This is a genomic window from Ruegeria sp. G10, from assembly GCF_056533645.1.
In genome coordinates this window covers 119,263-139,450 of record NZ_JBQFOQ010000009.1, presented here as the reverse complement: position 1 = coordinate 139,450, position 20,188 = coordinate 119,263, and the positions used below count along the sequence as shown (strand labels likewise).

24 protein-coding genes are annotated in these 20,188 nt (G+C 60.6%); 12 read left to right on the top strand and 12 right to left on the bottom strand.

Annotated features, from left to right (window positions below; translation table 11 throughout):
* From ACR0KM_RS15790 to ACR0KM_RS15765, 6 genes are all read left to right on the top strand, one after another.
* Positions 1–1,113 carry a hypothetical protein gene (locus tag ACR0KM_RS15790; protein WP_480857447.1) on the top strand — a complete coding sequence of 371 codons (1,113 nt, stop codon included), beginning with the start codon at positions 1–3 and terminating at the stop codon, positions 1,111–1,113.
* 98 nt (positions 1,114–1,211) lie between these two features.
* Positions 1,212–2,258: a methyltransferase domain-containing protein gene (locus ACR0KM_RS15785; protein WP_480857448.1), complete on the top strand. Its 1,047-nt coding sequence runs from the start codon at positions 1,212–1,214 to the stop codon at positions 2,256–2,258.
* A gap of 122 nt (positions 2,259–2,380) precedes the next feature.
* Positions 2,381–3,424 (top strand): ABC transporter ATP-binding protein, encoded by a 1,044-nt coding sequence (locus ACR0KM_RS15780; protein ID WP_480820080.1) that lies wholly within the window; start codon positions 2,381–2,383, stop codon positions 3,422–3,424.
* Positions 3,425–3,544: 120 nt separating this feature from the next.
* Complete coding sequence (gene surE / locus ACR0KM_RS15775) at positions 3,545–4,327, top strand: 5'/3'-nucleotidase SurE (RefSeq protein WP_480857450.1); 783 nt, start codon at positions 3,545–3,547, stop codon at positions 4,325–4,327.
* Positions 4,324–4,974, top strand: coding sequence for a protein-L-isoaspartate(D-aspartate) O-methyltransferase (locus ACR0KM_RS15770; protein WP_480857452.1), 651 nt, complete (start codon positions 4,324–4,326; stop codon positions 4,972–4,974). Before surE ends, ACR0KM_RS15770 begins: the two co-directional genes overlap by 4 nt.
* Before the next feature lie 59 nt (positions 4,975–5,033).
* Positions 5,034–6,191, top strand: a complete 1,158-nt coding sequence (locus ACR0KM_RS15765) for a LysM peptidoglycan-binding domain-containing protein (RefSeq protein ID WP_480857454.1) — start codon at positions 5,034–5,036, stop codon at positions 6,189–6,191.
* A 63-nt stretch (positions 6,192–6,254) separates the two neighbouring features.
* Here the strand turns inward: ACR0KM_RS15765 and ACR0KM_RS15760 are convergent, their stop codons facing one another.
* Positions 6,255–6,926, bottom strand: coding sequence for a helix-turn-helix transcriptional regulator (locus ACR0KM_RS15760; RefSeq protein WP_480857455.1), 672 nt, complete (start codon positions 6,924–6,926; stop codon positions 6,255–6,257).
* Between the two features lie 21 nt (positions 6,927–6,947).
* Entirely contained in the window at positions 6,948–7,253 is a 306-nt protein-coding gene (locus tag ACR0KM_RS15755) for a hypothetical protein (protein ID WP_480857457.1), read from the bottom strand.
* A 220-nt stretch (positions 7,254–7,473) separates the two neighbouring features.
* On the opposite strand from ACR0KM_RS15755, the gene ACR0KM_RS15750 reads away from it, so the two are divergent.
* From ACR0KM_RS15750 to ACR0KM_RS15735, 4 genes are all read left to right on the top strand, one after another.
* Positions 7,474–7,689, top strand: coding sequence for a twin-arginine translocase TatA/TatE family subunit (locus ACR0KM_RS15750; RefSeq protein ID WP_170672333.1), 216 nt, complete (start codon positions 7,474–7,476; stop codon positions 7,687–7,689).
* A gap of 6 nt (positions 7,690–7,695) precedes the next feature.
* A complete protein-coding gene (tatB, locus tag ACR0KM_RS15745) occupies positions 7,696–8,154 on the top strand; it encodes a Sec-independent protein translocase protein TatB (RefSeq protein ID WP_480585217.1) in 459 nt (152 codons plus the stop codon).
* On the top strand, positions 8,151–9,032 hold the full coding sequence (gene tatC, locus ACR0KM_RS15740; protein WP_480857459.1) for a twin-arginine translocase subunit TatC: 882 nt from the start codon (positions 8,151–8,153) through the stop codon (positions 9,030–9,032). Before tatB ends, tatC begins: the two co-directional genes overlap by 4 nt.
* 116 nt (positions 9,033–9,148) lie before the next feature.
* Complete coding sequence (locus tag ACR0KM_RS15735; RefSeq protein ID WP_480857460.1) at positions 9,149–9,991, top strand: ATP-binding protein; 843 nt, start codon at positions 9,149–9,151, stop codon at positions 9,989–9,991.
* A 62-nt stretch (positions 9,992–10,053) separates the two neighbouring features.
* On the opposite strand, the gene ACR0KM_RS15730 is transcribed toward ACR0KM_RS15735, so the two are convergent.
* The 3 genes from ACR0KM_RS15730 to purF form a co-directional block, all read right to left on the bottom strand.
* On the bottom strand, positions 10,054–10,698 hold the full coding sequence (locus ACR0KM_RS15730; protein ID WP_480819826.1) for an SDR family NAD(P)-dependent oxidoreductase: 645 nt from the start codon (positions 10,696–10,698) through the stop codon (positions 10,054–10,056).
* Positions 10,699–10,740: 42 nt separating this feature from the next.
* On the bottom strand, positions 10,741–10,929 hold the full coding sequence (locus tag ACR0KM_RS15725; protein ID WP_480857462.1) for a hypothetical protein: 189 nt from the start codon (positions 10,927–10,929) through the stop codon (positions 10,741–10,743).
* Between the two features lie 297 nt (positions 10,930–11,226).
* Complete coding sequence (purF, locus tag ACR0KM_RS15720; protein ID WP_480857464.1) at positions 11,227–12,747, bottom strand: amidophosphoribosyltransferase; 1,521 nt, start codon at positions 12,745–12,747, stop codon at positions 11,227–11,229.
* 117 nt (positions 12,748–12,864) lie between these two features.
* Here purF and ACR0KM_RS15715 point away from each other — a divergent pair, with 117 nt between their 5' ends.
* Entirely contained in the window at positions 12,865–13,269 is a 405-nt protein-coding gene (locus ACR0KM_RS15715; protein WP_480857466.1) for a hypothetical protein, read from the top strand.
* Between the two features lie 100 nt (positions 13,270–13,369).
* Here the strand turns inward: ACR0KM_RS15715 and ACR0KM_RS15710 are convergent, their stop codons facing one another.
* From ACR0KM_RS15710 to ACR0KM_RS15695, 4 genes are all read right to left on the bottom strand, one after another.
* Positions 13,370–13,942, bottom strand: a complete 573-nt coding sequence (locus tag ACR0KM_RS15710) for a CvpA family protein (protein ID WP_480819832.1) — start codon at positions 13,940–13,942, stop codon at positions 13,370–13,372.
* Positions 13,943–13,983: 41 nt separating this feature from the next.
* The gene (gene radA / locus ACR0KM_RS15705) at positions 13,984–15,348 is read right to left on the bottom strand and encodes a DNA repair protein RadA (protein ID WP_480819834.1); all 1,365 of its coding nucleotides are present in this window, start codon (positions 15,346–15,348) and stop codon (positions 13,984–13,986) included.
* 121 nt (positions 15,349–15,469) lie between these two features.
* Positions 15,470–16,246: a DNA repair protein gene (locus ACR0KM_RS15700; protein WP_480857468.1), complete on the bottom strand. Its 777-nt coding sequence runs from the start codon at positions 16,244–16,246 to the stop codon at positions 15,470–15,472.
* A gap of 148 nt (positions 16,247–16,394) precedes the next feature.
* The gene (locus ACR0KM_RS15695; protein WP_480857469.1) at positions 16,395–16,847 is read right to left on the bottom strand and encodes a paraquat-inducible protein A; all 453 of its coding nucleotides are present in this window, start codon (positions 16,845–16,847) and stop codon (positions 16,395–16,397) included.
* Positions 16,848–16,968: 121 nt separating this feature from the next.
* Here ACR0KM_RS15695 and ACR0KM_RS15690 point away from each other — a divergent pair, with 121 nt between their 5' ends.
* Positions 16,969–17,379 (top strand): hypothetical protein, encoded by a 411-nt coding sequence (locus ACR0KM_RS15690; protein WP_480529649.1) that lies wholly within the window; start codon positions 16,969–16,971, stop codon positions 17,377–17,379.
* Here ACR0KM_RS15690 and ACR0KM_RS15685 read toward each other — a convergent pair.
* The 3 genes from ACR0KM_RS15685 to alr are packed head-to-tail and all read right to left on the bottom strand — an operon-like array spanning position 17,376 to position 19,932.
* A complete protein-coding gene (locus ACR0KM_RS15685; protein WP_480857472.1) occupies positions 17,376–18,122 on the bottom strand; it encodes an ABC transporter ATP-binding protein in 747 nt (248 codons plus the stop codon). The two genes, ACR0KM_RS15690 and ACR0KM_RS15685, sit on opposite strands and share 4 nt — an antisense overlap.
* Positions 18,119–18,901: an MlaE family ABC transporter permease gene (locus tag ACR0KM_RS15680; RefSeq protein ID WP_480857474.1), complete on the bottom strand. Its 783-nt coding sequence runs from the start codon at positions 18,899–18,901 to the stop codon at positions 18,119–18,121. The genes ACR0KM_RS15685 and ACR0KM_RS15680 overlap by 4 nt, the downstream gene beginning before the upstream one ends.
* Complete coding sequence (gene alr, locus ACR0KM_RS15675; RefSeq protein ID WP_480857476.1) at positions 18,898–19,932, bottom strand: alanine racemase; 1,035 nt, start codon at positions 19,930–19,932, stop codon at positions 18,898–18,900. The genes ACR0KM_RS15680 and alr overlap by 4 nt, the downstream gene beginning before the upstream one ends.
* Between the last annotated feature and the right edge of the window lie 256 nt (positions 19,933–20,188).

The window sequence follows — 20,188 nt, the reverse complement described above, 5'->3', positions numbered from 1 at the left end:
ATGGCGCAGGGCTTTTCGCTTAAGGATCAACTGTTCAACGCCGAAAAGGTAAGCTACCTCAGTGGCTTGTTTTCTGATGCTGAACCGGCATTTGATGGCGCAGCCTTCGAGGCACAGGTCATGTCGCGCCTGCTGGACCTGGAACTGAAAGAGCGAATGGCCTGGATCGCGGAATGCCTGCAAGAGGCTTTTCCGGGCGATCTACCAGCGGTTGCTCCGGTCATTCTGCAGGCATTGCCGCTGCCGCTTGATCCCGGCAAAAGCGATGATGATTTCGGCGATTTTATCTTTGCGCCCTTGGGTGATTGGGTCGTCTCGGTCGGATTGGATCACCCGGACCTGGCCTTGGATGTGCTTGAGGAACTGACCCAGCGGTTCTCGATGGAATGGGCGATCCGTCCGTTTCTGAACAGCCATCCCGATCTGGTCATGACGCGGATGGGGCGATGGTGCGACCATCCCAGCTATCACGTGCGCCGATTGGTCAGCGAGGGCACCCGGCCAAGGCTGCCATGGGGGCAGGCAGTCGGGCTGGGCCTGTCCGACCCGTTACCGCTGCTGGATCGGTTGCATGGGGACAAGACGCGCTATGTCACGCGATCAGTGGCCAATCATTTGAATGACATCACCAAGAAGGAACCAGAACTGGTGCTGGGCCGATTGCAGAGCTGGCGAGAGGCTGGACAGCAAGGGGGGGATGAACTCGATTGGATGACCTCTCATGCCCTGCGCGGGTTGGTCAAAGCGGGCCATCCAGGGGCGATGAAAGCGCTAGGATACGACCCGGATGCCGAAATCTCGGTTGAGATCACGGTGAATGCAGAGGCACAGATTGGTGGGGCTTTGGATTTTGACGTGACCCTTTGTGGGAATGCAGGACAGCCCGTTCTGGTGGATTATATCATTCATTTTCAGCGCCCTGGGGGCAAAATCTCACCCAAAGTACATAAGCTGAAACAAGCGGTGCTTGCCGATGGCACGCTGTCTCTGTCGAAGCGGCACAAGCTCAAGGGCAATGCCACGACCTTCAAGCTGGTGCCGGGACCGCACCGGCTGGAGGTTCAGGTGAACGGGCGCGTCCGCAACAGCACAGAATTCGACCTTTTGGCCTGATCCCGGTCACGGTTTCGTCAGATCGCGCGGCTTCGGATTGCGGCGCGCAGGCGGCTGCACTAGCTGCGTTGCAACCACTCACGAAAGGGAATGCGGCGATGAAGCATGAGGCTGTGCAGAATTACTATGGCGAGGTGCTGCAGGGCAGCGCGGATTTGCAGACGAATGCCTGCTGTACGCCTGACGACATGCCGGATCACCTCAAGGCAATTCTGTCGCAAATTCATGATGATGTGCTGACACGTTACTATGGTTGCGGTCTCATCGCACCGCTGGATCTTGAGGGGATGTCGATCCTCGATCTGGGCTGTGGCGCAGGGCGGGATGTGTATGCGCTGTCCGCGATGGTGGGTGAAACGGGCCGCGTCGTGGGCGTGGACATGACGCCCGAGCAGTTGGACGTCGCCCGTGCGCATCAGGACTATCACGCGAAGGCCTTTGGTCACGCGGTCAGCAATGTGGAATTTCACCACGGCTATATCGAAAAGCTGGACGAACTGGACCTTGAGCCCGGCAGCTTTGACATCATCGTTTCGAACTGCGTTATCAATCTGGCGACCGACAAGGCTGCTGTGTTGCGCGGCGCGCATCGGCTGCTGAAAGAGGGTGGCGAGATGTATTTCTCGGACGTCTATGCGGATCGCCGGGTGCCGAAGGCGATGGCCGAGGATGAGGTTCTGTATGGCGAATGCCTGTCAGGGGCGCTGTATTGGAACGATTTCCTGTCGCTGTCGCGCGCTGCCGGGTTTCACGATCCGCGTCGAGTCACGCACCGCCCGTTGACGATCGAGAATCCAGTTCTGGAACAAAGGGTTGCGCCGCTAAGTTTCATCTCTGCCACCTACCGTTTGTTCAAACTGCCCGCGCTTGAACCTGCCTGTGAAGATTACGGTCAGGCCGTCGTCTACAAGGGTACGATCCCTCATGCGCCGCATGAATTCGCTCTGGATGATCACCATGCAATCGAGACCGGCAAGGTTTTCCCGGTCTGCGGCAACACATGGATGATGCTGCAGGACACCCGCTTTGCCCGGCATTTCGAGTTCATCGGCGATTTCTCGACCCATTATGGCATCTTCGAGGGCTGCGGCGGCGACAGCCCGTTTGTGGTTGAGGGCGACACAGCGTCCTCGGGGTGCTGCTGATCCCTTGCACCTGAGAGGCGGGGTTGCTATCCCCGCCCAAGCCCGATGGATTTGATCGGGAAAGGCTACGGGGTCCATCGGTGAACGTGAATACAGCTCCTCCGCGACTGGAAATCCGCAATATGGTGGCGCGCTTTGGCGGGCGCACGGTGGTGGATGACGTCTCGTTGACGGTGCAGGCGGGGCAGGTGACCTGTTTGCTGGGGCCGTCGGGTTGCGGCAAGTCGACCACGTTGCGGATGATTGCGGGGGTCGAGATGCAGACCTCGGGCGAGATCTATGTCGATGGCAAGCTGATCTGCGACACGGTGTTTCGGGTCCCGCCAGAACGGCGCGAGATTGGCCTGATGTTTCAGGACTTTGCGCTGTTTCCACATCTGAGCGTTGCGGACAATGTGGGCTTTGGCCTGAAGGGCAGCCGGGACGAAAAACGCATCCGGGTCGAGGAACTGCTGACCAAGGTCGATCTGATGCGGTTTATCGACGGCTTCCCACACCAGCTTTCGGGGGGCGAACAACAGCGGGTCGCGCTGGCCCGCGCGCTGGCTCCGCGCCCCCGGATCATGCTGATGGACGAGCCGTTCTCGGGCCTCGACAACCGCCTGCGCGACGGTATCCGGGATGAGACGCTGGCGATCCTGAAGGAAGAGGATGCCGCCGTTCTGCTGGTCACGCATGAGCCGGAAGAGGCGATGCGCATGGCCGATGAAATCGCGCTGATGCGGCGCGGCAAGATCGTACAGCAGGGGGCCCCTTACAACGTCTATACCCGCCCAGCGGATAAAGCGGCGGTTGCATTTTTTAGTGATATCAATGTCCTAAAAGCGCAAGTTAATGGAGCCTTGGCGCATACGCCCTTTGGGCGTTTTCTGGCGCCCGGCGTGCCGGATGGCACGGATGTCGAGATTGTGTTCCGGCCTCAGCATGTAAAGCTGGACTTCGACCGAAATGGCAAAGGCCCGATGCCAACGCCCACGGATGGCGTAGCCGCGCGCGGCGTGGTCGAACGCGCGCGCTTTCTGGGCAACGAAAGCCTGATCGAGTTCCGCATGGACTATGACGGCTCGATCCTGAAAGCGACGGTGCCCAATGTCTTTGTGCCCAAAGAGGGCCGTGTGATGTGGCTGACCATTCGCCGCGACCGGTGCTTTGTGTTTCCGGCCTGAGGCCGCGATGTCACGATTTCCGGCCAACTGGTGCGGGAATGCCGCAGATTGCGCGTGCACGTCGCTTGCCGCAGCGCGGGGGCGGGTCTATCAAGGGCGAAACGCGGGGGTGGAGCGGGCATGCGTATTCTTCTGACCAATGATGACGGTATCAACGCGCCGGGGCTGATCGTGCTTGAGGCGATCGCAAAGGAACTGGCTGGCCCGGACGGAGAGGTCTGGATCGTCGCCCCCGCCTTTGAACAATCGGGTGTGGGGCATTGCATCAGCTATACGCACCCCATGATGGTCGCAAAGCTGGGCGAGCGCAGGTTCGCGGCCGAGGGCTCTCCGGCGGACTGTGTGTTGGCGGGGTTGCATGATGTGATGAAGGACGCACCGCCGGATCTGGTCTTGTCTGGGGTGAACCGGGGCAACAACTCGGCGGAGAATGCGTTGTATTCCGGTACGTTGGGCGGCGCTATGGAGGCCGCTCTGCAAGGCGTGCCGTCGATTGCCCTGTCGCAGTTCTTCGGTCCACGCAATCTTGGGCTGGATGATCCGTTCGAGGCCGCCGCGCGGCATGGCGCGGCACTTGTGCGCCGGATTTTGGATGCGATGCCTGAGACACAAGGCGACTACCGGCTGTTCTACAACGTGAATTTTCCACCCGTGCCAGCGGATGAGGTTCTGGGTACGAGGGTTGCGCCGCAGGGGTTCCGCCGCGACACGCATTTTTCGGTCGAACCGCACAGCTCGCCCTCGGGCCGTCGGTTCCTGTGGATCAAGGGCGGGTATCAGCACAATCCGACCGCGCCGGGGACCGATGCGGCGGTGAATCTGGAAGGTTACGTTTCGGTCACGCCGATGCGGGCTGATCTGACGGCGCATGATGCGCTGGAGGCGTTGAAGACAATCGAATGACCGGACCAAGCGCAGAAACCACGATGCAGTTCTTGTTCGCCCTGCGTTCGCGCGGGGTGACAGATGCGCGCGTGTTGGCTGCGATGGAGCAGGTCGACCGGGGCCGGTTCGTCAAAGGCCTGTTCGCGGAACGGGCTTATGAGGATACACCGCTGCCGATTGCCTGCGGGCAGACGATCAGCCAACCTTCGGTGGTGGGGCTGATGACGCAGGCGCTGAAGGTGCGGCCCCGGGACACGGTGCTGGAGGTGGGGACGGGCTCGGGCTATCAGGCGGCGATCCTGTCGAAACTAGCGCGGCGGGTTTACACGGTCGAGCGGCACAAGCGGCTGGTGCGTGAAACCGGGCAGTTGTTTCGCGAACTGGGACTAACCAATGTCACCGCGATGCTGTCGGATGGCTCGTTTGGCCTGTCCGAACAGGCTCCGTTTGATCGTATCATTGTGACCGCAGCCGCCGAGGACCCGCCCGGGCCGCTCTTGGCGCAGTTGAAAATCGGCGGTATTATGGTGTTGCCGGTTGGACAATCGGATGCGGTTCAGACCTTGATCCGGGTGACCCGCACCGAAACCGGTCTGGACTATGACGAGCTGTTGCCCGTTCGTTTCGTGCCCTTGCTGGAGGGGCTGGGAAAAGACGGCGTTTAAAGTTATATTCAATGATGCCGGAGCCCCGGAGAACAGGGGCAGGTGTTGAGGGCGATAAAATGAGAGCAGTTTCAAAATCAGCAACGCGCCGCTGTGCAATGGGCGTGGCAGCTCTGGCCATTTTGGCCGGATGCGAAGGACCTTTCGACTATGATCTGCGCGGCAATGTCGGTGGGTTCTCGACAACGGATGCCGCATTGGCGGCGACGACAAGTCGCCCGACGCCGGATGCCCGGGGTGTGATTACGTATCCCAACTATCAGGTCGCGGTCGCACGCCGTGGCGATACGGTGGGCAATGTTGCGAACCGCATTGGCATGCCGGTCGCAGAGTTGGCACGCTTTAACGGGCTTCAGCCCAATGACTCGCTGCGTGAGGGAGAGGTCCTGGCGCTGCCGCGATCCGTTGGTGGGGGCAGCGCGGTCGATATCGCGAGTATCGCAGGCACCGCGATTGACGAGGCACCGGATACCGGTTCTGTTCAGACCACGGCATTGGCACCCGCACAGCCTGCGCCGGCTGCAGCGCCCGTCGGGCCCGAGCCGATCCGCCACAAGGTCAAGCGGGGTGAAACGGCATATACCATTGCGCGCCTCTATCAGGTTTCGGTGGAGTCCTTGGCCGAGTGGAACGGGCTGGGCCCCGACTTTATGGTGCGTGAGGACCAGTATCTGCTGATACCGGTCAAAAACCAGTCTGCGCCGCGCGCCGCTGCGCCAGCCGCGACCGCGACGGCGGTGGCGCAACCGGGTGAAGGCTCTGCAACGCCGACGCCGCCCAGCGCAACGCAGCCATTGCCGGATGAGGACGTCGCACCGGCCACGCCCGCGCCAGATGTGACTGCCGAGGCACCGACAAATACGGGGTCGTCCGCCTTGGCGCTGCCGGTGAGCGGTACGATCATCCGCGGCTATGACAAAGGCAAGAATGAAGGCATCGACATCGCTGCGGCGCCCGGCAGTGCGGTGAGTGCAGCCGAAGCGGGAACGGTGGCCGCGATTACGGCTGACGCAGATCAGGTGCCGATCATCGTGGTCAAGCACAACAATGACTTGCTGACCGTTTACGCAAATGTGGACAATATCAGCGTCAAAAAGGGCGACCGCGTGCAACGGGGTCAGAAGATTGCCGCGCTGCGCGGGGGCGACAATGCCTATGTGCATTTTGAGGTGCGTCAGGGATTCGAGTCGGTGGATCCCGAGCCCTATCTGAGGTGATCTGAATGGCCCGTTCCGGGCCATGCCTCCGGCGGGGATATTTATGGCCAGATGAAGTGTGGATCACCCGTTCGGGTCGTAGTCGCTGAGACGTTTGCCGGGTTCGTCTGTGAAGAGTTCCGGTAAGGGCACAATGGATTCGATCAGATCGATGCGGAAGACGCGGAAGCCCGTGCGCAGTTCGCACCATGCGGTCAGCGTCCAGACGCGGCCCCAGTATTCCATGTGCAGCGGGCGGATCGTGCGTTCGGTCAGCGTGCCGTCGATGCGGCGATAGCTGAGGTGCAGTTTCTGGCGCGATTTGATGGCGGCACGGATCGGGGCCATATGGGCCAGACCGCGTGCGGCATCGGCAAAGGGATAGACGGCGAATTTCCAGCTGTCGGCCTCGGCGATGACCTGCGTGGGCAGAACGGCGTCGATCTTTTCGGCAAGGGAATTGGCGGCAGATTTGAGGTCGGGGTCAGCGGCCTCGGCGACGATGGCCATGCCGAGGTTCAGAGCCTCAAGTTCGGCGGGGGTCAGGTTCAGCGGGGGCAGGGTGATCTGATCGCGCACCATATAGCCCACGCCGCGTTCCCCTTCGACCGGTACGCCTGAGGCGACCAGCGTATCCATGTCGCGATAGATCGTGCGAACCGACACTTCGAGCCGGTCCGCGATATCCTGCGCGCGGTGCAGTTTGCCGTCACGCAGGATCTGGATGATATCGAACAGGCGGTCAGTGCGGCGCATGACACGCTGTCTGATCCGCGTTTAGGCGGTCATGTTCCATAGCACGGTCTCGTGGCGCATCCGCGCGCTGTCGGGGTTGATTGCGGCCATCAGGGCGGGCGCGAAATCCTGCTGCATGAAGGCGGCGGCGGCTTCTTCGGCGGATTTCATATCGGTCCAGACGACATAATCTGTCCAGCGGCCATCCGCGCCCTGGCTCAATTGACGATGGGCAAAGCCTGGCGCGGAGCGGACGAAGGCTTCGGTCTTTTGACTAAGCATCACGAATTCTTCGGGCTGCACGCCATCTGCAAGGGTGAAGGTGACGATTTCTGCGACATGGGTCATGTGGGTCTCCGTTGACCTGGGTTTCGATATCGTCCTTCTAGGCTCTTCCAACTGACATAAACCTGTCAGTTGGAAAACGCCAGCCCGCAAAAACTGCGCGATCTGTTCAATTTCGCGCGCGGATTTGATCTGTTTCACTTTTGCTGGCGGCGATCCGGGCGTAGACACTGGGCCAGATCATATTCCCGGCGTGCGCGCCGACGTAGTAAGGAGACAAGACATGCTCAACAATATCGGCCTTCCCGGCCTGCTGCTGATCGCCGTTGTGGTTCTGGTACTGTTTGGCCGCGGCAAGATCAGTTCGCTGATGGGCGAAGTGGGCAAGGGCATCACTGCGTTCAAAAAAGGCGTCAAGGATGGCTCGGAAGAGATCGAGCAGGACGCGTCCGAGCTGGCCAAAGACGTCACGCCTGAGACCGACAAAGACAAGGTCTGAGCCTAGATGTTTGATCTGGGCTGGACCGAGCTTTTGGTCATCGGCATCGTCGCGCTGATTGTGGTGGGGCCGAAGGACCTGCCTGTGCTGTTCCGCAATGTCGGGCGGTTTGTCGGCAAGGCGCGCGGCATGGCGCGCGAGTTCAGCACCGCGATGAACGAGGCAGCGGATGAGGCCGGCGTCAACGAGATCAAGAAGGGTCTGAATGCGGCGACCAACCCGGTCAGTACCGCGATGGACGGGATCAACGAGGCTGCGCGCGACGTCGCCAAATCCATTGATCCGACCAAGTTCGATCCTGACAGCGAGACCGGCAAACTGGCCGCCGAGCGGGCCGAGCAGGCGAAGAAGATTCAGGCCACCACTGCGCGCGCCGCGGCTGAACGCAAGGCGAAAGAGGCTGCCGATGCGCTCGCCAAGGCGGAAGAGGCCGAAGCGGCACTGAAGACTGAAAGCAAGACATGACCAAGACCGACGAGATCGAGGACAGCTCGGCCCCGCTGATCGAGCATCTGGCCGAGTTGCGCACGCGGCTGATCCACTGTGTTGTGGCGTTTCTGATCGGGATGATCATCTGCTTCACGGTGGCGACGCCGCTGTTCAACTTCCTGACCCAACCGCTGTGCGAGGTTCTGACCGAGCGGGGGCAGGATTGCGGGCTGATCTTCATTTCGCCGCAGGAAGGGTTCTTTGTGGCCATCAAGGTTTCGCTTCTGGGCGGGTTCATTCTGGCGTTCCCCTATATTGGGATGCAGATGTGGCGGTTCGTGGCGCCGGGGCTCTACAAGTCCGAGAAAAACGCGTTTCTGCCATTCATGCTGGCCTCGCCCTTCATGTTCCTGCTGGGGGCAAGCTTTGCGTTCTATGTGGTTACGCCGCTGGCCTATGACTTCTTCCTGGGGTTCCAACAGTTCGGGGCCGAGGGCGAAGCCGTCGCCGATGGCACCAATGCCGCGCCGCTGAGCGTGGTGTTCCAGGGCTCGGCGCAGGAATATTTGAATCTGACGATCAAGTTCATCGTCGCCTTTGGCCTGTGTTTTCAACTGCCGGTCTTGCTGACCCTAATGGGCAAGGCGGGTCTGGTCAGCGCCGAAGGTCTGGGCGCGATGCGCAAATATGCGGTGGTCGGCATTCTGGTGCTGGCGGCGATCGTGACGCCGCCGGATGTGATCACTCAGATCATCCTCTTCGTGGTGGTTTATGGCCTTTATGAAGTGTCGATCTTCCTTGTTGCCCGCGTTGAGAAGAAGCGCGAAGAGCAACTGCGCGCCGATGGTTACTATGATGATGAAGAGGCCGAGGCCGATGCGGACATGATGCAGGACTACGAAGAGACCAAGTAATCCGCCCCGGGCTTTGAAAAGGCGCGCCTATCACCCGCGCGCCTTTTTCATGTTCCGCCCTTGTTGCAGCGCGCCGAACATGGTTGAACTTCGCCGAAACACTCGCGGAGGCCCCAATGGACGACCAAGCCCTGAACCGTATCGCCGACGCGCTGGAGCGCATGGCCCCCGCGCCACTGGCCGCCCCCGATTTCAGCGCGGCCCCGGCCTTCGTCTGGCATGTGGAACCCGATAGGCTGGAACCGGTGACGCAGGTCAATCGCGTCGATCTGGATTTGCTCGTCGGCATCAACCGCTCCCGCGATACGCTGCTGGATAACACGCGCCGTTTCGCTGCCGGATACAAGGCCAACAACGCGCTGCTGTGGGGCGCGCGTGGGATGGGGAAATCCAGCCTCGTCAAAGCGGTGCATGGCACGCTGCAGACCGACCACCCGGACCTGAAACTAGTCGAGCTTCAGCGTGAGGATATGGGTTCGGTCGCGCGCCTGCTGAACCACCTGCGCGCCGCGCCGCACCGGTTCATCCTGTTCTGCGATGACCTGTCGTTCAGCCACGATGACCAACACTACAAATCGCTCAAGGCGGTGCTGGATGGCGGCATCGAAGGCCGCCCTGAAAACGTGGTGTTCTATGCCACCTCGAACCGCCGCCATCTGATGCCGCGAGACATGATCGAAAACGAACGCTCCAGCGCCATCAACCCGTCCGAGGCGGTCGAGGAGAAAGTCTCGCTCTCAGACCGGTTCGGCCTGTGGCTGGGCTTCCACCCCTGCGATCAGGACGAATACCTCGCCATGATCGACCGCTACTGTACCGCCCACGGTGTGAAAGTCGACGCAGAAACCCTGCGCGCCGAGGCCATCGAATGGCAGGCCACCCGTGGCGCCCGCTCGGGCCGCGTCGCATGGCAATTCTTCGTCGACCTCGCCGGACGCAACGGCGTCCATATCGCATAGTCCGCCCGCTTCATCTGGCCAAAAATATCCCCGCCGGAGGCATGGCCCGGACGGGCCATTCCCTAAAGCTGGGCCAGCAACCGCGCTGCCTCATCGGCAGTGCGCGTCAACGCTTCCCGATCCTCACCCGGATGGAAACGCGCGCGTACGGCTGTCGGCATCGGTGCAGGCTCAACAATCGATACGCGCGGACCCGTGCGTGCGGTCTCGGCAGCCCAGCTGCGCGCCAGTGCCATCTGCGCTGCTTTGGTTGCACCATAGATGCCATAGAACTTCTCACCCGCTTTGGGGTCATCAAAGAATACAGCGTGGCCAGCCTCGCCCAGCAGTGGGGTGACATATGGGATCAGCACGGATGTCGCCGTGGCATTGATGTTGACCGCCTTGGCCCATTCCTTCGGATCAACAAAATGCGCAGGCGTCAGGGCCGAGGTGTGGATTGCAGTGTGAAGCCACAGATCAACCTTGCCCCAGCGGTCATGAATCCCACGGCACAGCGTCGCCATCGCGTTTGGGTCGCTGATATCCATCGGTGCCAAAGTGGCCGAGCCGCCCTTGGCCTGAATGCGGTCGTCCAGTTCTTCCAGTCCGCCCTGGGTGCGGGCAACAGCGACAATATGATATTCGGGCGACAGAGCTTCGGCCAATGCCGCGCCCAACCCGCGTGAGGCCCCGGTAACAAGGGCGATTTTGGTCTGATCGGTCATGGGTGGGGTTTGAACCCGCGCGCGCAGGGCGTCAAGTCAGGATCAGCTACCCGGAATGTCGATCCTGCGGTTCTGGCCGCTTTGTCGCAGCACGACACCCTCTTCGTCGATTGCGATGATCTTACCCGACCCCAAGCGGCTGCCGGGTTTCACCTTTTTTACCCGCCCGGACGACAGGCGGACCAAAGCCTCCGGCTCTGCTTTGGGTCCAAAAATACCCAGAACCGACACCGAATTTTTCCTGAGAGCGTCCGCTTGGGTAGCGGCGCTTTTGACTGTTGAATTTGGCATGATCTGTGGCCAGGCTGCTCACCCGGGCCCCGTTTTATGAGTGGTTTCGGGCGACCGGCTACCATATGCCCAACCGGACTTGAAGCGGTCCGAGGGGCAAAGCGATGGGTGCCAGATCACCTCGTGCAAACCTCTGTCCGACCAAAGAAAAAGGTCGGCGGATTTTTACCGATCCCACGACCTGTGCGCTGGTGTTGCAGAGGCGGCTGACGCTGCGATTCGCCCCGGGGCCGGACGTCAGCCCGAGGCCAGCTTCGCCGCGTTCCATGAACTGCCGACGACCTGCATATCCTCGCGCTTTTTGCTCACCCGGCTGCTGCTTTCAAGGCTGGCCAGATAGTCCTCATCCACGCCAGTGACGTAGTTGCCGTCAAAGCAGGAACAGTCAAAGGATTCGATGTCAGGGTTACCTTCTTTCGCGGCCCAGATCAGATCATCAAGGTTCTGGTAGAACAGTGCATCCGCGCCCAATTCCTGACGGATGTCCTCGATCTCTTTGCCATTGGCGATCAATTCATGCCGTGTGGGCATATCGATGCCATAGACATTCGGATACTTCACCGGCGGTGAGGCGCTGGCGATATAGACCTTCTTTGCGCCAGCCTCGCGGCACATCTGAACGATCTTCTTGATGGTGTTGCCGCGCACGATGGAATCGTCGATCAGCAGCACGTTATGCCCATCGAATTCCAGCGGTACGGCGTTCAGTTTGCGGCGCACCGATTTCTGGCGCTCGGCCTGACCGGGCATGATGAAGGTGCGCCCGACATAGCGGTTTTTCACCAGACCTTCGCGATAGGGGATGCCGGTGATCTTGGCAGCTTCAAGCGCGACGGGGCGGGCGCTGTCGGGGACGGGGATGATGCGGTCAATCTCAAGCCCTGAGTCCTGGATCTGTTTCGCCAGCGTCTGCCCCATACGCATCTGGGTCTTGTAGACCGAGACCCCATCCAGCAGGGAATCCGGGCGGGCCAGATAAACATACTCGAAAATGCAGGGCGTCAGTTGGCCTTCGACGGCCTGAAACTCGTGCATATTGCCATCGAGATCGATCAGGATCGCCTCACCCGGGTTCAGGTCACGCAGCTTGTCGAACCCATTGATGCCAAAGGCCACATCCTCGGACGCAAAGGCATAATCATCACCGTGACCCGATGCTTCGCGCTTGGCGACGGACAGCGGACGAATGCCGTAAGGGTCGCGGAAGGCCAACATTCCGACACCTGCGACCAGACAGATCACCGAATAGGCGCCCTGAACCCGCTCCATCGTCATTTTGACACCGGCAAACAGGTTGCGGATCGGGTCGGCATTGCCGTTCACCTTGATCGCATCAGCCACCTTGTCGGCCAGCACATTCAGCAGAACCTCGGAATCCGAGGTTGTGCGCAGGTGCCGGCTGTATTTCGCAGTGACCTTTTCGCGCTGTTCTTCGGTGTTGGTGATGTTGCCGTTGTGAACCAGATAGATGCCATAGGGCGCGTTGACGAAGAAAGGCTGCGCCTCGGTCGCGCTGAGCGAGCCTGCGGTGGGATAGCGCACATGGCCCATGCCGACTTTGCCCAACAGGGTCTCGGCATCGCTGGCGTTGAACACGTCTTTGACGAGGCCGTTGGCCTTTTTCTCGCGAAAGAACTCGCCGTTATATGTCACAATGCCCGAGGCATCCTGACCCCGGTGCTGCAGCATCAGCAAGCCGTCATAGATTTCCGCAAAGACATCATGTGTCCGGCTTGCGATCCCCAAAATCCCACACATACACGGGCTCCGTTTGCTATGACTTGGTCTGGCTGGTGAATTGACCGGATGCTCTGCGGCGGGGTATCTGAATGGGCAGTCGCGCACCGCGCTGGCGGCAGGCAGGCACAAGCGCGATTGCAGCAAGCGCAAGAGAAAACAGATACAGCAAGCTTGGCAGCTCCGATTCCATGTCGGTACGGCCCCGACATACTGCCTAAAGATGCGCGTGTCATCAAAGGATCACATTTGCGAATTGCCGCAGGCGAGATTTGTGCATTCCATGAGTTTAAGATGACAAATGGACAGACCTATGCTGTCATGCCTGCAAATGTCATGCGGACCTATCGGGTGGGACAATCGCCATGTGGCAACACAAGCAAAACGCACCGAAGGAAAAACCGCTCAAGCGGCGATGCCATCGATGCCGCGGGGCAGGGCGCGCGCCTTGCGAGATTTGCAAGGGCAGCGGTGAAGTCATCAAAAGCCGCGATCAGTTTGGCAAGCCGATCTCAAGCCGTTGTGATGGCTGTGTCGGGCTGAAAACAATCCGCTGCAATATTTGTGGCGGTGAAGGATTTGTCTGATCCGACGTGAAAAAGCCCGGACAAAGCCGGGCTTGGATCTGAATATCTGATCGGGTTCAGCCTTCCTGAGTGCTGTCCGCCGTGCAGCTTGCAACCAGCTGTTCGTATTGGGCGGTAACCCAGCCCAGCGCGGCCTCGGGGTTTTGTTCTTCGATCTTGCCGCTGAACTGTTCGAACACCTTGGCCGAGCGGCTTTCGTCCACCATTGTATAAGACTGGCCGGTCATCACGGTGTCGTAGACAAAGAACGCGATCGCAACCAGCAGGATGCCGCGCGCGATGCCAAAGAAGAACCCCAGCGCCTGATCCAGTCCGCCAATAGCCGAGCGTTGGACCAGCGAGGAGAACAGCGGCGTGAAGATGCTGACCACGATCAGCGCGATGGCAAACACCGCAGCAAACCCGGTGATGACCGAAAGCTCGCAGCTGTCGCGCAGGAACTCTCCGACGACCGGCACCTCTTTGACCAGAGGCACCGCTTGGGGTGCGAAGATGAATGCCAGAACGGCGGCGGCGACCCAGCCTGCGATGGCCAGAACCTCGCGCATGAAGCCGCGCGAATAGGCCAGAAGGCCTGACAGCACGATGATCAGGGCCACAACCCCGTCAATAATTGTAAAACCTTCCATGGCCCTCGCCTGTTCTTTTTACTGCCCCTCGGGGCGCGACCTTAACCTGCTCCGAAGGTTTCGCCAACAAACCCAACCAAATCAGAGGGTCGGGTGAGTGTCAGACCTGCCACAGTGCCGGTTTTGCCACCCGCCGGAGCAATTGCCGCGGTGAAACCAAGTTTTTGCGCTTCTTTCAACCTGTTTTCGGTCTGCGGGGCGGGCCTAAGTGCCCCGGAAAGCGAGATTTCTCCGAAAACCACGGTATCTGCAGGTAGGGCCGTGTCCTCGCGGGCGCTTAATAAAGCGGCAGCAACGGCAAGGTCAGCGGCGGGTTCGGTCACTTTCAGGCCACCGGCCACGTTCAGATAGACGTCAAGGCCCGCGAAAGGGATGCCGCAGCGGGCCTCAAGTACCGCGAGGATCATCGCGAGGCGTCCGCTGTCCCAGCCGACGACCGTGCGGCGTGGCTGAGAATGGGGTGAGGGGGCGACGAGGGCCTGCAATTCGACCAATACCGGGCGGGTGCCTTCGATACCTGCAAACACGGCTGAGCCGGGGCTGGGCGTGCCGCGCTCGGACAGGAACAGGGCCGATGGGTTGGTGACCTGCGCCAGTCCCTTGCCGGTCATTTCGAACACGCCGATCTCGTCAGCGGGACCAAAGCGGTTCTTGACGGCCCGCAGGATGCGGAACTGGTGGCCGCGTTCGCCTTCGAAATACAGCACCGTGTCGACCATGTGTTCCACGACGCGCGGCCCTGCGATCTGGCCTTCCTTGGTGACGTGGCCAACCATGATGATCGAAACGCCGTGTCGTTTCGCAAACGTGGTCAATTCGTGCGCTGCGGCCCGGACTTGTGACACCGAGCCCGGCGCGCTGTCCACATTGTCGGCCCACATGGTCTGGATCGAGTCGATGATGGCGAGGCCGGGCTTTTCGGCCTCAAGCGTCGTCAGGATGTCGCGCAGGTTGGTTTCAGCGGCCAGTTGGACCGGAGAGTTCTCGAGGCCCAAACGACGCGCACGCATCCGAACCTGTGCGCTGGCTTCTTCGCCCGAGACGTAGATGGTCTTGATGCCATTGCGGGCAAAACGGGCGGCGGCCTGCAGCAGAAGGGTGGATTTGCCGATGCCGGGGTCTCCGCCGACCAGCAGAGCCGAGGCCGGGACGAGGCCGCCACCGAGGACGCGGTCGAGTTCCTCGACGCCGCAAAGTGTGCGGGGTGGCGGTGTTTCTTCGGTCGAGAGATCGGTGAGAGCGATGGACTGGCCACGTTTGCCACCGAGGGATTTTTTCGCAGGGCCAGCCGAGAGAGGCGTTTCCTGAACAATGGTGTTCCATTCACCGCAGCCATCGCAGCGGCCGGACCATCTGGTGTGTGAGGCACCGCAGGCGGAGCAGGAGAAAGTTTGTGTCTTTGCCATGGCGCCCTTCGTGCCCGAGGCGGGGCGGTTCTTCAAGCCCTTGCGGGCTTTCCTCACCGCCGGGGGCGGGCCGCGTCGTCAGGCCCTGCGGGCCATCCTCCGCGGCGGGCGCTTTGAGCGCCTATTCCGCCGCGCGAGGGGGTGTCATTGCCACGACGCTTGCGGGTGTTTTGTCGTCGGTCGAGGATTGCAGCTGCACCGCAAGCTCGGGCAGCAGATCGAACAGCTCATCCCGCAGACGGGCGAGTTGCGATTTGGCGATTGATTCCTCGATCTCGATATCTCGGGTCCATTGGCGCAGCTCGTGCTGGATGATCTGGGCCTCTTCGATACGCTGCTGGAACTGCTCGACCTCTTGCTGGCGCTGCTGCAGGAAGGTGCGGGCGCGGTCCACCTTTTCGTCGCCATAGGTATCGGCAAGCTCCTGACTGATCTGGCTCATCTGCGCGGCTAGTTCCAGCACCTGAGGTTCCAGCCCCTGCAGATCGGGGTGGTCGCGCAGAAAAGCCATGCGTTCCTTGACCGCGTCGAATTCGGAGGACAGCGCGAAGGCCCCGCTGCGGTCGGCGGCATGGGCCAACTGATAGGCCCCGGCCACGTCCTGCATGTTCAACGAGAAGTTCCGGTGCGTCCGCTCCAGCGCCATCATGCGGGCGCTGGAGGGCAGATAGAAGGCCAGCATCAGGATCAGTGCGGTCAGGCCGATCTGGATATAGATACCCGCATCGATCACGCCCGTTTCGCCAAACCCGGCCTGCATGGAAAGCCAGGGAATGGTGCCAGACGCGGATAAAGCGGTGGCTGTGACCGCGCCAAGGGCGGCGGCGCAGATCAGGAAAAAGGTGAATTTCAGGAATGCATTCTGGAATTGCAATGTCGCTGCGTGGAGGGCGGCCATGGTCGTCGAACTCCTTCTTCTACCGATATGAAACCGGGCCGAAGCGGAGGAATATCAAACACGATCTGGCCCGCTGCGGACCGGTGAACTACAAACACGTTGCTGCTCGAAATATCTAAATGATACTTGGAAATGCGTTTTCAATCAATTAGCTCTGAGGTTTTCGTGAACCGAATGTCATCTCTGTAATATGACCCAGGGTCAACGAGGCGAGGATGCAGCCTGTGAAAAGATAGAGGCCCCAGGCGGTTTCGATGGTGGCGTAAGAGATGCCTTTGGCCAGAGTGATATACAGCGCAATGAGGAAGATATCGGCCATCGCCAGCTTGCCGAGGATGTTGAGCGCGGGTTGGACGCGTGGATCCAGCAGGTCCCATTGGATCAGCGCGGTGCCGATGGTTTTGATGTAAGGCGCGAACAGGGCGAAGACGGTGACGACCAGTGCGAGGAAGATGTCGGATTTCCACAAGGATTGGAGCCCGGTGATGACGCTGATTTCGCTGAGGCCGAAGATTGGGAGGAGGCCTGCACGCATCAGCGGGGCGAACCACGCGATCGGGTAGAGGATCAGGAGGGAGAGGGTGGCGAGGCGGAGGGTCATAGACAATCCCTGACAAGGCAATTGATATCTATGAGGTGGCCAGATCGCGCGCAAGTTTTTCGTTGTAGCCGCCCAAGCTAGCGCTATGGTTGCAAGCTGTTGTCAACGTCTTTGAGGTGTAATGCCTGAACCTGTCATAAAAGTTTTGAGTGGTCCTTCTGCATTGAGCAAAGGTATGTCGGACGCCCTGACAGGCGGCGCAAGCGCCGTGTTGTCGGCCGGAAGTGCGGCTGCAGATCGGTTGCCATTCGACCGAGAACAACTCTTTGGTGTGCTGCATTTTCGGCTCTATGAAGCCGATGAGGCGCGGAAGAGGGGGCGTTGGTTCGGAGGTCGGCTCTACAACAGATTTTCCGGGGAGGATCCGGCGTATATTCCGGTTTCCGGCATCCATCTTCGACAGACTCTTGAAGTCGTGCGCACTCAGACGCCTGATTTCGTTGTCAACGCAGGAAAATATCTGCTGCGTTATGACTATGCCAAGCGGGCGTATGAGCAGATAAAGCGCGATCGTGAGGCGGAGAAAGCTTAGCGCACCGCCTCAATCGGCCCTTCAGCGCTCCCACTGATAAACTGCTCCACATAAGGATCACCCGAGGCATCCATCTGACCGACCGGGCCAGTCCACTGGATCACGCCTCCGTGCAGCATAGCCACGTTATCGGCGATTGCGCGGACCGAGCTCATGTCGTGGGTGATGGTCATCGCGGTGGCGCCCATCTCGGTCACGATCTCGCGGATCAGGTCGTTGATGACGCCGGACATGATCGGGTCCAACCCTGTGGTGGGCTCGTCGAAAAAGATGATCTCGGGCTCGGCGGCAATGGCACGGGCGAGGCCCACGCGTTTTTGCATGCCGCCCGACAGCTCGGCCGGGAAGCGGTCGGCGACGTTGGATTTCAGGCCCACACGGCGCAGTTTCTCGATGGCGATTTCGCGGGCTTCCTCGGTGGGGCGTTTCAATGAGCCGCGCAGCAGGCGGAAGGCGACGTTTTGCCAGACGGGCAGCGAGTCAAACAGGGCCGCGCCCTGAAACAGCATCCCGAAGCGCGCCAGAAACGCATCGCGGTCGCCTTTGGTGGCGTCTTTATCGTCGACATAGATCATGCCGCTGTCGGGTTTGATCAGGCCGAGGATACATTTCAGCGCCACGGACTTACCCGTGCCCGAGCCTCCGATGATGACCATCGAGGTGCCCTTGGGAATCTCAAGGTTCATGCCTTGCAGGACGCGGTTGTCGTCAAAGGCTTTATGTACGTTCTCCATCCGGATCATAGCGAGAAGAACACCCCTGTGAGTACGAAGTTGGCGGCGAGGATCAACACGGCGGCGGCCTCGACCGAGCCTTTGGTGGCCCGGCCCACACCCTGCGCACCGCGACCCGAGGACATGCCGTAATAACAGCCCATGATGGCGGCGATGACGCCGAAGGCCGCGCCTTTGACCAGTGACGAGACGATGTCGCGCGCCTCAAGGAAATCGACGGTGTTTTTCAGATAGGCGGCTGGGTTGAAGCCCAAATTTTGCGTGGCGACGGTATAGCCGCCTGCGATGCCGATGATATCTCCGATCGCGACCAGCGCCGGAACCGTGATCAGCGCCGCCAGAACGCGCGGGGCGGTGAGGTATTTCATCGGGTGCGTGGACAGGGTGACCAGGGCGTCGATCTGCTCGGTCACTTTCATGGTCGCGATCTCGGCGGCGATCGAGGAGGTCACGCGGGCGGCGATCATCAGGCCAACCAGCACCGGGCCAAGCTCTCGCACCATGCCGATGGCGACGATTTGGGGCACGACGGCCTCGGCGTTGAAACGTGCACCGCCGGCATAGATCTGCAGCGCCAGCGCGCCGCCGGTGAAGATGGCGGTCAGGCCGACCACGGGCAGGGACAGCCAGCCGATATTCAGCAGGGCGATGCCGAATTCACGCGGATAGAACGGAGGCCGGAAAATATGCGAAATCGCGTCTAACGCGAACAGCGCGACGCGGCCAAACGCGGCCAGCATGGTCAGGATGGCGCGTCCCAGCTCCCCCAGCAATGAGATGGGGTTCATTCCACGTAGCCTCGGGAATAGCGGCTGCCGAGCGAGGTCAGAATCTCATAGCCGATGGTGCCGGCAGCTTCGGCCAGATCATCGACGGTTTGGTGCCCGTTCAGGATACGCAGGCGGTCAGGTTTGTACGGCAAGTCGGTAACATCCACGGTGATCAGGTCCATCGAGATACGTCCTACCACCGGGCAGGGCTGATCACCAGCGAATGTATCGATGCCGCCGCCGATGGCACGATGCAGCCCATCGGCATAGCCTGCGGCTACCGTCGCGATCTTGGACGGGCGGCGTGCGGTCCAGCTGTTGCCATAGCCTACGGTTTCGCCGACCGTGACATCGCGCACCTGAATCACCGGCAGATCGACCGTGACCACGGGCTTGGCCCCGGTGAATGGCATCCCGCCATAGAGACCGATGCCCGGACGGCAGAAATCGAAATGGAATTCCGGCCCCAGCAGGGTGCCTCCGGTCGCGGCCAGTGAACGCGGCACCTCGACCCCGTCTGTCATCTGCTTGAAGGTCTCAAGCTGCTGACGGTTCATCGGGTGTTCGGGCTCGTCGGAGCAGGCCAGATGAGACATCACGACCAGCGGATCACGCTCCAGCGCTTTGTGCTTCAGCTCGGCCCAATCCGCAGGCTCCAGACCAAGGCGGTTCATGCCGCTGTCCAGCTGGATGCCGAAGGGATGGTTGGGCAGCGCCTCTAGATGGCGCTTGAATTGTTCGGGCGAGTTGATCAGCGGCGTCAGGTTGTGATCGCGCAGCAGGTCGCTGTCGCCCTCCATATGGCCCGAGAACACGGCAACCAGCGCCTCGGGTCCCACCGCCTCGCGCACGATGGCGCCTTCTTCGGCGGCGGCGACGAAGAATTTGCGCACGCCTTCTTCGGCCAACGCCCAGGCAACCGGCTCGGCACCCAAACCGTAGGCGTCAGCTTTGACAACTGCGCCGGTTTCGACATTCGTCTTTGCATCCAGTGCGCGCCAGTTATGGGCAAGCGCGTGAAGATTGATCGTTAAACGTGCGGTACTCATGATCCCGTTCAAGACATTGCCCGATCCGAGGTCAAGAGGGAATGCGGATTTCCATCACGGTTTAATGTCTCGAACTGAGAGCGCGATGCCGCAGGGCCAATAAATCCAAGGATTTGGCTGACTTGGGGTGCGTTCTGGCCCGATTCGCAATTGTATTCACATCAGTGTCAAATAGACGCTGCAGCGCGCTATCGTTCATGTTCCGCGTGCAGGCTACGGGCGTTGATTTGGTGGTTGCGTTTCGGCTTGGGCCGGG

Coding starts and splice junctions, on each gene's coding strand:
- ACR0KM_RS15790 (WP_480857447.1), top strand. CDS start 1: ATGGCGCAGGGCTTTTCGCTTAAGGATCAACTGTTCAACGCCGAAAAG.
- ACR0KM_RS15785 (WP_480857448.1), top strand. CDS start 1,212: ATGAAGCATGAGGCTGTGCAGAATTACTATGGCGAGGTGCTGCAGGGC.
- ACR0KM_RS15780 (WP_480820080.1), top strand. CDS start 2,381: ATGGTGGCGCGCTTTGGCGGGCGCACGGTGGTGGATGACGTCTCGTTG.
- surE (WP_480857450.1), top strand. CDS start 3,545: ATGCGTATTCTTCTGACCAATGATGACGGTATCAACGCGCCGGGGCTG.
- ACR0KM_RS15770 (WP_480857452.1), top strand. CDS start 4,324: ATGACCGGACCAAGCGCAGAAACCACGATGCAGTTCTTGTTCGCCCTG.
- ACR0KM_RS15765 (WP_480857454.1), top strand. CDS start 5,034: ATGAGAGCAGTTTCAAAATCAGCAACGCGCCGCTGTGCAATGGGCGTG.
- ACR0KM_RS15760 (WP_480857455.1), bottom strand. CDS start 6,926: ATGCGCCGCACTGACCGCCTGTTCGATATCATCCAGATCCTGCGTGAC.
- ACR0KM_RS15755 (WP_480857457.1), bottom strand. CDS start 7,253: ATGACCCATGTCGCAGAAATCGTCACCTTCACCCTTGCAGATGGCGTG.
- ACR0KM_RS15750 (WP_170672333.1), top strand. CDS start 7,474: ATGCTCAACAATATCGGCCTTCCCGGCCTGCTGCTGATCGCCGTTGTG.
- tatB (WP_480585217.1), top strand. CDS start 7,696: ATGTTTGATCTGGGCTGGACCGAGCTTTTGGTCATCGGCATCGTCGCG.
- tatC (WP_480857459.1), top strand. CDS start 8,151: ATGACCAAGACCGACGAGATCGAGGACAGCTCGGCCCCGCTGATCGAG.
- ACR0KM_RS15735 (WP_480857460.1), top strand. CDS start 9,149: ATGGACGACCAAGCCCTGAACCGTATCGCCGACGCGCTGGAGCGCATG.
- ACR0KM_RS15730 (WP_480819826.1), bottom strand. CDS start 10,698: ATGACCGATCAGACCAAAATCGCCCTTGTTACCGGGGCCTCACGCGGG.
- purF (WP_480857464.1), bottom strand. CDS start 12,747: ATGTGTGGGATTTTGGGGATCGCAAGCCGGACACATGATGTCTTTGCG.
- ACR0KM_RS15710 (WP_480819832.1), bottom strand. CDS start 13,942: ATGGAAGGTTTTACAATTATTGACGGGGTTGTGGCCCTGATCATCGTG.
- radA (WP_480819834.1), bottom strand. CDS start 15,348: ATGGCAAAGACACAAACTTTCTCCTGCTCCGCCTGCGGTGCCTCACAC.
- ACR0KM_RS15700 (WP_480857468.1), bottom strand. CDS start 16,246: ATGGCCGCCCTCCACGCAGCGACATTGCAATTCCAGAATGCATTCCTG.
- ACR0KM_RS15695 (WP_480857469.1), bottom strand. CDS start 16,847: ATGACCCTCCGCCTCGCCACCCTCTCCCTCCTGATCCTCTACCCGATC.
- ACR0KM_RS15690 (WP_480529649.1), top strand. CDS start 16,969: ATGCCTGAACCTGTCATAAAAGTTTTGAGTGGTCCTTCTGCATTGAGC.
- ACR0KM_RS15685 (WP_480857472.1), bottom strand. CDS start 18,122: ATGATCCGGATGGAGAACGTACATAAAGCCTTTGACGACAACCGCGTC.
- ACR0KM_RS15680 (WP_480857474.1), bottom strand. CDS start 18,901: ATGAACCCCATCTCATTGCTGGGGGAGCTGGGACGCGCCATCCTGACC.
- alr (WP_480857476.1), bottom strand. CDS start 19,932: ATGAGTACCGCACGTTTAACGATCAATCTTCACGCGCTTGCCCATAAC.